This is a genomic window from Mariniluteicoccus endophyticus (assembly GCF_054780035.1).
In genome coordinates, this window is sequence record NZ_BAAGXC010000021.1 from 77,786 (window position 1) to 90,312 (window position 12,527).

Sequence of the window (12,527 nt, forward strand, 5' to 3'; positions counted from 1 at the left end):
GGTAGGATCAGCCCATGGAGACCGTGCTTCTGGACGAGGTCGTCGAGACCGACTACGGCCAGCTCGATCTGCGCTGGACCTGGGACGGCGTCTTCGACGGCGACTGGGACCGCAGCTTCGCCGGTCAGGTCAACGGCCTGGTCGGGGCCGCGAACCCGCACGGGATGTATGTGAACCTCGCCCGTCGCAGCGGTGGGTCCGGCGTGCGGATCGTGCTGCACGACGTCGCCCCGGCGGTCGATGCAGAGGCCGAGGACGTGGTGGAGGTGTCCGTCGTGGTGGCCGGTGAGCCGCACTGGGAGACCTGGGGCGGCATGGGTGGCGGCGAGCTGGAGCTCCCCGACGGGTCCTACCGCGTACGCGTCGGAGCGACGGGTCGCGACGAGGGCGCGGCCGACGAGTTCGCCGAGGAGGTCCTCGACCGCTACGTCATCGACCTGTGGCCCGCCGATCCCGAACCCGACGCGATCCTGCGCACGACCAGCGAGAACGCCGCGTACTGGCACCGAGAGATCGGCTCGCGGCGCTGACGCCCCGCCTCAGGCGGCGGTCGGCTCGACCACCGGTTCGGTCCGGCGGCGGGGCCGGGAGGCCTGCAGCAGGACACCGCCGATGACGACGGCACCTCCCAGCAGCTCGAGCCACGTGGGGCGCTCCCCCAGCACGACGGCGGCGGTCGCCATGCCGACGACGGGGACGAGCATCGAGAACGGGCCGACGACCCCGGCGGGATGCCGCTTCAGCAACCAGGTCCAGATGCCCGAGCCGACGATGGTCGCCAGCACGATCGTGTACGCCAGTCCCACCCACGCCGGCACCGCGGCCGCGGTCAGCGAGGTGGCGAGGCTGTGCCGGATCGCCGTGGGCCCCTCCAGCGCCAGGGAGACCAGCAGCATCGGCAGCGGCGGCACGACCGACATCCACAGCGACAGGTGCAGCGGGTTCGGCGGCTTCGCGAGGCGGCTGGACAGGTTGCCCAGCGCCCAGCCGAGCGCGCCCAGCAGCACCAGCACGTAGGGCAGCAGCTGGGAGGCCCCGGCGCGCGACAGCCCGACGAGCGCCATGCCGGCGACGGCGATGGCGACCCCGACCTTCTGGCGGGCGTGGACGCGCTCCTTGAGCAGCAGCGCTCCGAGGATGAGCGTGAACGGCCCCGAGGCCTGCAGCACCAGCGACGCGACTCCCGACGGCAGCCCCGCCGCCATGCCGGTGTAGAGGAACGCGAACTGCAGCACGCCGAACCCCATGCCGTAGCCGATGAGCCACTTCAGCGGCACCTTCGGCCGGGGCACCAGCAGCACCGTCGGCACCGCCAGCAGGAAGAACCTCAGCGCCACGAGGAACAGCGGCGGGAAGTGCGTCAGCGAGGCGTGGATGGCGAGGAAGTTCAGGCCCCACAGGACCGCCACGGCGCAGGCCAGCAGGACGTGGGAGGGCGGCAGCCCGCGGTGGTCGTCGGTCACCGCACCAGCGTGGCAGCGATCGACGCCGACCACCATCGATGTCCACCATCGGTGGACACCCTCGACGGACGCACGGCGGCGTGGCGCGACGCGGGCCCGTCCCCCTACGCTTCCGGCGTGAAGCAAGACGCCGCGGCCTCGGGCCGCAAGGGGCTCCGCGCCGGGGTCCTCGGCCTGGCCGACTCGTTGGCCATCGGGGTGGCCTCGACGGGACCCGCGTACTCCATGACCGCCACGATCGGGCTGGTCGCCGCCGCGGTCGGGTTCCAGGCACCCGCGGTGGTGCTGCTGGCGTTCGTCCCCGTCTTCTGCGCGGCCCTCGGCTACCACGCGCTGAACCGGGCCGAGCCCGACTGCGGCACGTCGTTCGTGTGGGTCGCCCGCGCGTTCGGCCCGTCGTGGGGGTGGATGGCCGGGTGGGCGATCGTGGTGTGCGACGTGCTGGTGATGGCCTCGCTGGCGCAGGTCGCCGGGCAGTACACGTTCCTGCTGCTCGGCGTACGCTCCATCGGCACCGACGCCACCCATCCGGCCGTGCTCGCCCTGGGGGTCGCCTTCATCGTGCTCCTGACCTGGCTGTGCGTACGCGGCATCGGCCTGACCGCGCGCCTGCAGCAGGTGCTGGTGCTGGTCGAGACCGTGATGCTGGTCGTCTTCTCCGTGGTCGCGCTCTGGCGGGTGTACGCCACACCCGGCGGCCCGCTGCCCGGCTCGACCCGGCCGGACTGGACCTGGTTCGACCCCACGCGCGTGCCGCCGGGCCAGCTGACCGGCGGCATCCTGCTCATGGTGTTCCTCTACTGGGGCTGGGACTCGGTGCTCAGCGTCAACGAGGAGTCCCGCCAGCCGCGTCGCCTCCCCGGGCTGGCCGCGGTCTGGTCGACGGTCGTGCTGCTCGCGGTCTACGTGCTGTTCGCCGTCGGCGCGCAGGCCGTCGCCGGGGTCGGCACCGATGGTGCCGGGCTGGCCAACCCCGAGCACGTCGACGACGTGGTCGCGGCGCTGGCCCACACGGTCTTCGGCGACAGCCTGCTGGGCCGTGCGGGCGCGGCGCTGCTGGTGCTGATGGTGCTCACGTCGGCCGCGGCGTCCACCCAGACCACGCTGCTGCCGACCGCGCGCACGACCCTCTCGATGGCCCACCACGGCGCGCTGCCGGAGGTCTTCGCCCGCGTCCACCCGCGCCACGCCACCCCGACGGTCTCGACGTGGGCGATGGGCGCGGTGTCGGTGGCGCTGTACGTGCCGCTCAACTTCCTCGCCGAGGGTCGGGGGATCGCCGACGCGGTGTCGGCGTGCGGTGTCGCGATCGGCTTCTACTACGGACTGACCGCGCTGGCCTCCAGCGCGCTGTACCGGAACCACCGCGAGGCGCGCCTGAGCCGTGTCGTGCTGCCCGCCGTCGGCGGCGTGCTCCTCCTGCTCGCCGCCGCCTGGACGGCCGTCGACGCCTGGACCCCGGGCGCCGACGAGACGCGCATCGCCGTGGGCGGCCTGCAGGTCGGCGGGGTGTTCGTCTTCGGGGTCGTGGGCCTGCTGGCCGGGTTGCCGCTGATGTGGTGGTGGCGCCGCGTACGCCCGGCGTACTTCACCACCCACGCGCTCGCCCGCCGCCTGCCGGAGACCGCCGAGGTCGACCCGGCGCTGCTCGACGCCTGATCGCCGGGGGCAGGGCCGCTAGGCGAAGAAGAACCGGACGAGGTGGAAGAACACCGGCGCGGCGAAGACCAGCGAGTCGACGCGGTCCATGATGCCGCCGTGGCCGGGGATCAGCGCGCCGAAGTCCTTCACGCCGCGGTCACGCTTGGTGGCGCTCATGACCAGCCCGCCTGCGAAGCCCAGCAGGCACGCGACGAACGCGAGCGCGGCGGCGACCCAGGGGCTGAACGGCGTGACCCACCACAGGAACGCGCCCAGCACGGTCGCGGACAGCACGCCGCCGACGAAGCCCTCCCACGTCTTGTTGGGACTCACCGTCGGCGCGATGCGGTGGCGACCCGTGGTCTTGCCCCACAGGTACTGGAAGACGTCGGAGCCCTGCACCACGATCACGAGGAACAGCAGCAGGTTCGCGCCCGCGGGGCCACCCGAGCCGGGCGGCGAGCCCTCGGCGACCTGCCGCCCGTGCTCCATGGCGACGGGCAGCTGCAGCAGCGCCGGGGCGTGGCTGAGGGCATACACGCAGACCATGAGCGCCCACTGCACGACCGACGCCCTGCGCAGGAAGTCCTTGGTCTCCCCCATGAGCGCCTGGCGGACGGGCAGGAACAGGAACGCGTACACCGGGATGAAGATCGCGAAGAAGCCGTACCAGTGCTGCCACACCGCCAGGTAGTGGATCGGCAGCGCCACCCAGAACATCCACACCAGCGCGTGGTGGTCCTTCTGGGTGGTCGGCGAGATCGTGATGAACTCACGCAGTGCCAGCAGCGACAGCAGCGCGAACATGACGACCGTCGCAGTCTCGCCGAGCGCCAACGCGCCGGCGATGACGCCGATCATCATCCACCAGGCGCCGATGCGCAGGCGCAGATTCTGCACCAGCCCCGCGTGGTGGTCGGCAGACAGCTTCGTGCGGGCCAGCACCTCGGTGGTGGTCGAGGCGGCCACGAGCAGGACCAGGACGCCGGCCAGGAGCGTCCAGCCAGTGGTGTCGATGAGGCCGATGCGGGGCATCACTTCTCCTGCAGTGCGTCGACGAGCGCCTGCCGGGCGCGGGCGAGGTAGCCGGCCTCGGCCTCGTCGGCCCCGCGCACCACCGGCGGCAGGAACGTCGCGCTCACCAGCACGGGCACCGGCACGACTGAACCCTTCGGCAGGATGCGCCCGACGTTGGCGAGCGCGACCGGGATGATCGGCACGTCGGGCCGGGCGGCGGCGATGCGGGCGATGCCCGCCTGGAAGTCGGCGATCCGCTCGCCGTCGCCGCGGGTGCCCTCGGGGAAGATCGCCAGTGAGTCGCCGGCGTCCAACGCCTCGCAGAGCCTGTCGACCTGGCCGCCGGGGCGCCTCGGCTGCGCCGGCCCGCCCTTGCCTCGCTCGACGAGCAGCGGATTGAACAGCCGCTGCGCGGCGGCGGCCTTCCAGCCGGAGCCCCAGTAGTCGGCGGCGGCGACGGGGCGTACGCGGCGCCGCTCGTCACCGGGCAGCAGCGCCCACAGCGTGAGGAAGTCGAGGTGGGAGGAGTGGTTGGCGTACAGGACGCACGGGTGCGGCAGCTCGACGGCCGTCCCGCCCTCCTGGGTGACGGGCTTCGCGCCCGTGACGAGGCGGACAAGGAACGCGACGGTCGCATGGGTAGCACTCATCCCTTCGCCTCCAGGGCGGCGGCGATGCGGCGCAGCCGGACGATGACCGTGGTGACCGAGCCGAGCCCGATGGCGACGAGCACGACGGCGAGCACGATGCCGCGCGGCCAGCCCAGCACCGGCTCCAGCATCGACACCAGGCAGGCGACGACGAGCATCCACATGCGGTTCGGCTTCGAGGCGGGCCCGTCGAAGAAGTTGCCGACGCCGTTGGCCGCGCCGAGGGTGCGGACATAAGCGGTCAGCACCGCCGCGGCGGCTGAGGCCCAGCCCAGCGCGACGCCGAGGTCGATCCCGCCGACGGTCCACACGCCCGCCGTCGCATAGCCCGCGGCGGCGATGACGAACAGGTCAGCGAGCCGGTCGGGCACCTCGTTGAACAGGTCACCGGTCGGCGTACGCAGGTCGTGCTCGACAGCCAGCATGCCGTCGAGCATGTTGCACAGCAGCCGCAGCGGCACCAGGACTGCCGCGACGAGCAGGAGCGCCCAGCGGGGGCCGGCGTACGCGGAGGCCACGAGACACGCCGCGGCGATGGCGCAGAGCACGACCGACCACACGGAGATGGCGTTCGGCGTGAGCCTCATGGCGGCGAGCACATCGGCCAGGCGGGCCGCCCAACGCGTGTCGCGCTGTGGGATCTCTCGGCGGTCCCGCCCGTGCAACGGGGCAGCGGATCGAGGTGTTGCCATGTGTCCACGGTAGGGGCGCTGGGGGCCGACCCCTGTCGCGGCGATCATGGTCGCATGACCGACCGCACCTGCGTCCGTGACCATGCCGGGGCCTTCGCCTGGGGGTTCGCCGAGGCGACGTTCTTCTTCCTCGTGCCGGATGTCGGGCTGACCAGGGTCGCCGCGCGGCGGCCGCGGCGGGCGTTCGTGACGGTGGGCTCCGCGGTCGCGGGCGCGGTGGCCGGTGGCCTCGTGACGTACGACTGGGCCCGCGCGAACGACCCCGCGCGGACCCGGGCGGCGCTGCGCCGGATCCCGTCGATCTCGGGCGCGATGGTCGACCGGGTCGACGTCGAGGTCACCGACGGCGGGCTGCGTGCGATGGTGCTGGGCCCCCTGCGTGGCATCCCCTACAAGGTGTACGCGCGGTCGGCGGGCCACAGGGGGCTCTCCCCCGCCGCGTTCGCCGCCTGGTCGGTGCCCGCGCGTACGCCGCGATTCGTGCTGGTCGTGGGACTCGCCGCGGGACTGCGGGCGCTGGCCGACCGCATGGTGGGCCGCGAGCGGGCCGAGCGCCTGGTCACGCCCACGCACGCGGCGTTCTGGATAGCCTTCTACGCGTGGTATTTCCGCACCGTCGGCCGCGAGGCCGCCGGCGAGGAGCGCTGACTCAGCAGCCGTCGGGCCCGCAGGCCTCGCCCGGCTCCATGCCCTGCAGGTCGAGCTTCTGCACGCCGGGGTGCAGCTCGGCCCAGACCCGAGCCAGCGCCTGCGCGAACGCCTCGGCGGGCTGGGCGCCGGACAAGCCGTACTTCTCGGCCAGCACGAAGAACGGCACACCGCTCACGCCGATGGCGCCGGCACGGGCCAGGTCGGCCTGGACCTCCTCCTCCCGCGCCGGGGAGTCGAGCGACGCGCGAGCCGCGTCGGCGTCCAAACCGACTTCCTCCGCGAGGCGGACGAGGGTGTCGGGGTCGGAGATCGACTCGCCGTCGGCGAAGTGGGCCTCCAGGAGCGCGAGCTCGAGGTCCCACACGAGTCGACCGGTGGCGTCGGCGTGGCGTGCCTCGTGCAGCAGCCGGTGGGCCCGGCGGCTGCTGGCGACCTGCAGGGCGTCGAAGTCCATGGTGAGGCCCTCGCCCACGGCTTGGGCGGCCACGTGGCCGATCATCTGCTCGACCTGCGCGGTGGAGATGCCCTTGCGCTGCGACAGGTAGTCGACCTCCGAGCCGGCGTACGACTCGGGCAGGTCCGGGTCGAGCAGGAAGCTGTGCAGCACGACCTCAACCTCGTCGCGCTGGGGGAACGCGTCGAGCGCGCGGCGGAAGCGCGTCAGCCCGATGTAGCACCAGGGGCACGCGATATCTGACCAGATGTCGATTCTCACACCCGCACGAACACCGCTCGGCGCCGGGTATTCCCTCCTAGACTCGTCGTCGTGATGCCGACACCGCGTACGCCCGAGCCGTCCCAGACCTTCTACGAGGCCGTGGGTGGCCACGAGACGTTCGTCCGGCTCGTCCACCGCTTCTACGAGCAGGTCGCCGCCGACATCGACTTCCGCGCGCTGTATCCCGAGGAGGACCTCGGCCCCGCGGAGGACCGGCTGAGGATGTTCCTGGAGCAGTACTGGGGTGGCCCCACGACCTACCAGGAGCGTCGCGGCCACCCTCGCCTGCGGATGCGCCACATCCCGTTCACCATCACCACCGCCGAGCGCGACACGTGGCTTCGCTACATGCTCACCTCGCTCGACGAGCTCGGCCTCGACGAGGCGTACGCCACGGTCATGCGCGACTATTTCAAGCGCGCCGCCGACGCCATGGTGAACCACCGCTGACGGAGCCACCGCCTGCAGCCGAACCCACACTCTTCTTCAGGGAGGAGCCCCTCCCCCGTGCTCCTGACCTTTCGGTAGGGTGGGCGGACCGAACACAGCCCTCCGAGGAGCCGTCCCATGACGCCCGAGTCCGCCCGCACCCGCCTGAGCGACCACGACTGGTGGCGATCCGCCGTCGTCTACCAGGTCTATCCCCGCTCGTTCGCCGATGCGAACGGTGACGGGATCGGTGACGTGCGCGGCATCATCGACCGCCTCGACTACCTCGCCGACCTGGGCGTGGACGCCATCTGGGTCTCGCCGTGGTACCCGTCGCCACTGGCCGACGGCGGCTACGACGTCTCCGACTACCGCGACATCCATCCCGACTTCGGCACGCTCGCCGACGCCGACGAACTCATCGCGAAGGCCCACGCCCGCGGTCTGCGCGTGATGATCGACCTCGTGCCCAACCACTGCTCCGACGAGCACCCGTGGTTCCAGAAGGCGCTGGCCGCTGGTCCGGGCTCGGCCGAGCGGGAGCTGTTCTGGTTCCGCGACGGCCGCGGCGACGACAGCGCCGAGCCGCCCAACAACTGGGAGGCCCTCTTCGGCGGCCCGATGTGGGAGCGAGTCACCGACCCCGAGGGCCGACCCGAGCAGTGGTACCTGCACATGTTCGACGTCCGCCAGCCCGACTGGAACTGGGACAACCCCGCGGTCGCCGACGAGTTCGACTCGGTGCTGCGCTTCTGGTTCGACCGCGGCGTCGACGGGTTCCGCGTCGACGTGGCCGACTCGATGGCCAAGGATCCCTCGCTGCCCGACCTGCCGGTCGACCCGACGACCGGCTTCGGCACGTCGAAGAACAAGGAACCGGGCGCCCCGCTGTGGGACGTCCACCCGCAGATCGAGCAGATCCACCGCCGCTGGCGGACCGTCGCCGACGAGTACGCGGACTCCGAGCTCGGCGGCCGCGTGTTCGTCTCCGAGGCCTACCTCGACCCGATCGAGCGCCTGGTCTCCTACGTCGAGCCGGGCCGGCTCCACACGACGTTCAACTTCGACCACCTGCTGTGCGAGTGGACGCCCGAGTCGCAGCGCAACGTGATCGACGCGTCGCGCCGCACGCACGCCGCGGTGGGAGCCCCGACGACGTGGGTGCTGTCCAACCACGACACGCCCCGCGTGGCGACCCGCTTCGGCAAGCCCGAGACGGGGCGTACGTTCACCGCCGACGGCATGCTGCCGGAGCACCTGGGCCGCGAGTGGCACCACTACGCCGGCATGCCCGTCGACCTGGAGCTGGGCCGCCGCCGCGCCCGCGCCGCGGCGCTGCTGGAGCTGGCGCTGCCGGGCGGCTGCTACGTCTACCAGGGCGACGAGCTGGGCCTCGACGAGGTCGAGGACCTGCCCGAGGACGCGCTGCAGGACCCGACGTGGGAGCGTTCGGGCCGCCTGATCCGTGGCCGCGACGGGTGCCGCGTCCCCATGCCGTGGGAGGGCGAGCAGGCGCCGTTCGGCTTCGGCGGCGACGCCGGCGAGCCGTGGCTGCCGCAGCCGGAGCGCTGGGCGGGTCGGACGGCCGCCGATCAGGCCGGCGACCCCGGGTCCCACCTGAACCTCTACCGGCGGGCGCTCGCCGAGCGACGCGCGAACCCGGCGCTGGGCGACGGCGACCTCACGTGGGACGAGGACACCCCCGCCGACGTGCTGTCGTTCACGCGCGAGCCGGGGTTCCGCTGCGTCGTGAACTTCGGTTCGACCCCGTGGGAGATCCCCGCCGGGGCGACGGTGCTGGTGCACTCCGGCGACGCGACCAGCGGTGTGGTCGGCTCCGACGAGGCGGTCTGGCTGAAGGTCTGAGGCTCAGACCACCCAGGGCGCGAGCCGGTCCCGGACGGTCTCCGGGATCGGCGCGGGCCGGCCTTCACGGTCACCGCAGACCAGCACAGTGCGGCTGCGGTGGAACACCGTGCCCGACGGGTCGTCGACGACGTCGCAGCCGATCGTCATCGAGGTGTTGCCCATCTTGGTGACGGCGCAGCGCGCCGAGTATGGCTCGCGCCGGAACTCCATCTGCGAGACGTAGTCGACGTCCTGGCGCACGACGAGCCACATGTGGCCCTTGCCGCTGCCCGCCATCATGGCGATGCGCGCCTCCTGGATGTACTCGTAGGCGCGCACGTTGTTGACGTGGCCGTACGCGTCGAGGTCGCCCCACCGCACCCGCAACGGATGGACGTACGCCCCCTGGTCGCCGACCCCCGCGATGCGCGGCAGGTCACGCAGCGGCTCCACGTCGTCCTGCAGCGCCGCGAAATGGTCGCGCTCGGCGGGCGTGAGCCGGCGTACGGCCTGGGCCTCGAAGTCGAACGGGCACAGGACCGTACGCGCCCGCAGCGCGACCTCGCCGTCGGCGACGATGTCGTACGCCAGGCTGAACCGCGCCGCTCCGAGCTGGTCGACGCACACGCGGGCCTGGACGTCCTGGCCGTGGAGGACCTGACGGAGGTACTCGACCTGGTGGCCGGTGACCACCACTCCCCCGCCCAGCATGTGGGCGTTGGGGCCGGACAGCAGGAGCTCGGTGCGGGCCTCCTGCAGGTATTCGACGAACGTGGCGCTGTTGACGTGGGACTGGACGTCCTGGTCGGCCCAACGCGTCGGGATGTCGAAGACCTGCACCCCGTCAGTCCTCCTTGTCGTACAGCGACTCGACGAGGTCGGCGTACTTCTGGGTGACCTGCGCGCGGCGGATCTTCAGCGAGGGCGTGGTGGTGCCGTCGTCGACGTTGAGCTCACCGGGAAGGATCGCGAAGCGCTTGACGGTCTCCCAGCGCTCGAGGCGCTGGTTGGCGGCGTCGACGTAGCGCTGGACCATCGCCTTGACCTCGTCGTGGGCCAGCAGCTGCTCGTCGCTGAGCGACTTCAGCGAGCCGTTGTCGTGGTGCCCGGCCCAGCTCCGCAGGGCCTCCGGGTCGAGGGCGACGAGCGCCGACATGTACTTGCGGCCCTCGCCGTACGCCACGACCTGGGAGATGTAGGGACAGTTGGCGACGAGCGCGCCCTCGACCTTCTGCGGGGCGACGTACTTGCCGCCGGAGGTTTTGATGAGGTCCTTCTTGCGGTCGGTGATGCGCAGGTTGCCCTGATCGTCGATCTGGCCGATGTCACCGGTGTGGAACCAGCCGTCGGTGAACACCTCGGCGTCCATCTCGGGCAGGTTGTGGTAGCCGCGCATGACGCCCGGGCCCTTCACCAGGATCTCGCCGTCGTCGGCGACCTTCGCCTTCGTTCCGGGCATCGCCGAGCCGACGCTGCCGAAGATCGGCTCGCGGGGGTCGTTGAGGAATGTCACCGCCGACGTCTCGGTCATGCCGTAACCCTCGAACACGAGGATGCCGGCGGCATAGAACCAGTCCTGCACCTGCTTGCTCAGCTTGGCGGAGCCCGAGACCATGAAGCGCAGGTTTCCGCCGAGCTTCTGCTTCAGCTTGGAAAAGACCAGTTTGTCGGCGAGCGCGTACTGCGCGGCGAGCGCCTTCGGCATCGGGCGGCCGTCGAGGCGGTACGGGATCGACTCGTGGCCGACCTTGAAGGCCCAGCGCGCGATGCGGTTCTTCACACCGGACGCGGAGGTCATCATCACCTTGGCGCGCACCTTCTCGAAGATGCGCGGTGCCCCGGCCATCCACGTGGGGCGGATGGTGGCGAGGTTGTCGACGATGCGGTCGATGCGCCCGTCGACGGCGGTGGTGAAGCCGATCTGCAGCTGGATGGCCAGCAGGCATTTGCCGAACACGTGCGACAGCGGGAGCCACAGCAGCTGGACGTCCTCGGGCTGCAGGAGACGGAAGAGCTCGACCGAGCGACCCTCGTACGCCCAGGCGTCGTGGGGCAGGCGCACGCCCTTGGGCCGGCCGGTCGTGCCGGAGGTGTAGATGAGTGTCGACAGGCTGTCGGGACCGGTGACCTCGATGGCCTCGCGCACCGCGTCGGGGTGCTCGGCGCTGTAGGCACGGCCCATCTCCTGGAAGGCCGCCCACGAGTGGACGTTGTCGAGCTCGGAGTCGCCGTCCATCATGACGATCGCCAGCAGGGTGTCGACGATCTCGGGGTGTCGCAGCAGCTTTTGGAGCTGTACGCCGTCCTCGATGATCGCCACGCGCGAGGCGGAGTCGGTGAGGATGAACGACACGTCGTCGTGCTGGGTGGTCGGGTAGACCGTGGTCGTCGCGCCGCCGGCGCACATGACGCCGAGGTCGGCGAGGATCCACTCGACGCGGGTGGTCGCGGCGATGGCCACGCGCTCCTCGGGCTGCAGGCCCACGGCGAGCAGTCCGGCTGCGATGTCGTGGGCGATCTCCGCGCTCTGACGCCAGGTGAGGTCCTGCCAGTTCTCTTGGGCGTCCGGATAGCGGAACGCCACATTGTCGGGGGTCTCGCGTACGCGGCGGTCGAGCATGGCCCCCACGCTGCGCGCCCGGTCGGCCAGCTCCGCGGCCAGGGCTTCTCGGTCGACGAGCGGTGTATCGGTCTTCATGAGTCCTCCGATCAGGGCGCGGCTGCTCCGCCGTGCGTGGGGCGATGCTACAAGATGACCCGGGGCGGGGGACGAACTTCGAGACACCCGCCACCTGTCTCGAGGGGCTAAGTTACTCACCAGTTGCCTTCGGGGGAAGCGAGGAAGGTGCAGTTCTTGGTCGGTGGACCAGAAAATTCTGCCCCCGCCGGCCCGCAGCAAGGACGTGGTTGAAGCAACAACGCTTAGTATGGCTCTGTGGTGGAACGGGTCAAGGCACGATGGCTTAACGCCGAGCAGCAGCGCATCTGGAGGACCTATCTCCTTGCGGCCGCTCGGATCAACGAGGTGCTTGACGACGACCTGCGCCAGTTCGGCATCGACCTCGGCGAGTACGAGATCCTCGTCTGCCTCGAGGAGGCCCCGGAGCGCCGCCTGCGCATGTCCGACCTGGCCGCCCGCGTCCACCAGTCCCGTTCGCGCCTGACCCACACCGTGGCCCGCATGGAGAAGCAGGACCTCGTCGAGCGCATGTCGTGCGGCGACGACCGCCGCGGAGTGTGGGCACACCTCACGCCGGCCGGGTTCGAACTGCTGCGCAACGCCGCCCCCACCCACGTCGAGAGCGTGCGCCGCATCTTCGTCGAGGCCGTCAGCCCCGACGACTTCCAGGCGATCGGACGCGGCTTCCAGGCCGTGCTGGACGTGGAGGACTGATCGGCGACACTTTGGCAGACTTGG

Annotated in this window: 13 protein-coding genes; 6 read left to right on the top strand and 7 right to left on the bottom strand. The window is 71.4% G+C overall.

Annotated features, from left to right (window positions below):
* The first annotated feature begins 14 nt into the window (after nt 1-14).
* A complete protein-coding gene (locus ACYVGD_RS10540) occupies nt 15-530 on the top strand; it encodes a hypothetical protein (RefSeq protein WP_460743548.1) in 516 nt (171 codons plus the stop codon).
* Nucleotides 531-539: 9 nt separating this feature from the next.
* Here ACYVGD_RS10540 and ACYVGD_RS10545 read toward each other — a convergent pair whose 3' ends face one another.
* Nucleotides 540-1,463, bottom strand: coding sequence for an EamA family transporter (locus tag ACYVGD_RS10545; RefSeq protein WP_460743550.1), 924 nt, complete (start codon nt 1,461-1,463; stop codon nt 540-542).
* Between the two features lie 117 nt (nt 1,464-1,580).
* On the opposite strand from ACYVGD_RS10545, the gene ACYVGD_RS10550 reads away from it, so the two are divergent.
* Nucleotides 1,581-3,122: an APC family permease gene (locus ACYVGD_RS10550; protein ID WP_460743552.1), complete on the top strand. Its 1,542-nt coding sequence runs from the start codon at nt 1,581-1,583 to the stop codon at nt 3,120-3,122.
* Nucleotides 3,123-3,140: 18 nt separating this feature from the next.
* On the opposite strand, the gene ACYVGD_RS10555 is transcribed toward ACYVGD_RS10550, so the two are convergent.
* From ACYVGD_RS10555 to ACYVGD_RS10565, 3 genes are read right to left on the bottom strand one after another with little or no spacing between them, the layout of a single operon-like run.
* Complete coding sequence (locus ACYVGD_RS10555) at nt 3,141-4,139, bottom strand: phosphatidate cytidylyltransferase (protein WP_460743554.1); 999 nt, start codon at nt 4,137-4,139, stop codon at nt 3,141-3,143.
* A complete protein-coding gene (locus ACYVGD_RS10560) occupies nt 4,139-4,771 on the bottom strand; it encodes a lysophospholipid acyltransferase family protein (protein ID WP_460743556.1) in 633 nt (210 codons plus the stop codon). The genes ACYVGD_RS10555 and ACYVGD_RS10560 overlap by 1 nt, the downstream gene beginning before the upstream one ends.
* Complete coding sequence (locus tag ACYVGD_RS10565; RefSeq protein ID WP_460743558.1) at nt 4,768-5,463, bottom strand: hypothetical protein; 696 nt, start codon at nt 5,461-5,463, stop codon at nt 4,768-4,770. The genes ACYVGD_RS10560 and ACYVGD_RS10565 overlap by 4 nt, the downstream gene beginning before the upstream one ends.
* 54 nt (nt 5,464-5,517) lie before the next feature.
* Here ACYVGD_RS10565 and ACYVGD_RS10570 point away from each other — a divergent pair, with 54 nt between their 5' ends.
* A complete protein-coding gene (locus ACYVGD_RS10570; protein ID WP_460743560.1) occupies nt 5,518-6,111 on the top strand; it encodes a hypothetical protein in 594 nt (197 codons plus the stop codon).
* Nucleotide 6,112: 1 nt separating this feature from the next.
* Here ACYVGD_RS10570 and ACYVGD_RS10575 read toward each other — a convergent pair whose 3' ends face one another.
* On the bottom strand, nt 6,113-6,829 hold the full coding sequence (locus tag ACYVGD_RS10575) for a DsbA family oxidoreductase (protein WP_460743562.1): 717 nt from the start codon (nt 6,827-6,829) through the stop codon (nt 6,113-6,115).
* A gap of 54 nt (nt 6,830-6,883) precedes the next feature.
* On the opposite strand from ACYVGD_RS10575, the gene ACYVGD_RS10580 reads away from it, so the two are divergent.
* Together ACYVGD_RS10580 and ACYVGD_RS10585 are read left to right on the top strand one after the other, a co-directional pair.
* The gene (locus ACYVGD_RS10580) at nt 6,884-7,282 is read left to right on the top strand and encodes a globin (protein WP_460743742.1); all 399 of its coding nucleotides are present in this window, start codon (nt 6,884-6,886) and stop codon (nt 7,280-7,282) included.
* A 117-nt stretch (nt 7,283-7,399) separates the two neighbouring features.
* Nucleotides 7,400-9,127 carry a glycoside hydrolase family 13 protein gene (locus tag ACYVGD_RS10585; RefSeq protein WP_460743564.1) on the top strand — a complete coding sequence of 576 codons (1,728 nt, stop codon included), beginning with the start codon at nt 7,400-7,402 and terminating at the stop codon, nt 9,125-9,127.
* Between the two features lie 3 nt (nt 9,128-9,130).
* On the opposite strand, the gene ACYVGD_RS10590 is transcribed toward ACYVGD_RS10585, so the two are convergent.
* Both ACYVGD_RS10590 and ACYVGD_RS10595 read right to left on the bottom strand, forming a co-directional pair.
* Nucleotides 9,131-9,949 carry an acyl-CoA thioesterase gene (locus tag ACYVGD_RS10590; RefSeq protein ID WP_460743566.1) on the bottom strand — a complete coding sequence of 273 codons (819 nt, stop codon included), beginning with the start codon at nt 9,947-9,949 and terminating at the stop codon, nt 9,131-9,133.
* Nucleotides 9,950-9,953: 4 nt separating this feature from the next.
* Nucleotides 9,954-11,807: an AMP-dependent synthetase/ligase gene (locus ACYVGD_RS10595; protein ID WP_460743568.1), complete on the bottom strand. Its 1,854-nt coding sequence runs from the start codon at nt 11,805-11,807 to the stop codon at nt 9,954-9,956.
* A gap of 237 nt (nt 11,808-12,044) precedes the next feature.
* Between ACYVGD_RS10595 and ACYVGD_RS10600 the strand changes: the two genes are divergently transcribed.
* Nucleotides 12,045-12,503 (top strand): MarR family winged helix-turn-helix transcriptional regulator, encoded by a 459-nt coding sequence (locus ACYVGD_RS10600; protein ID WP_460743570.1) that lies wholly within the window; start codon nt 12,045-12,047, stop codon nt 12,501-12,503.
* Nucleotides 12,504-12,527: the final 24 nt, after the last annotated feature.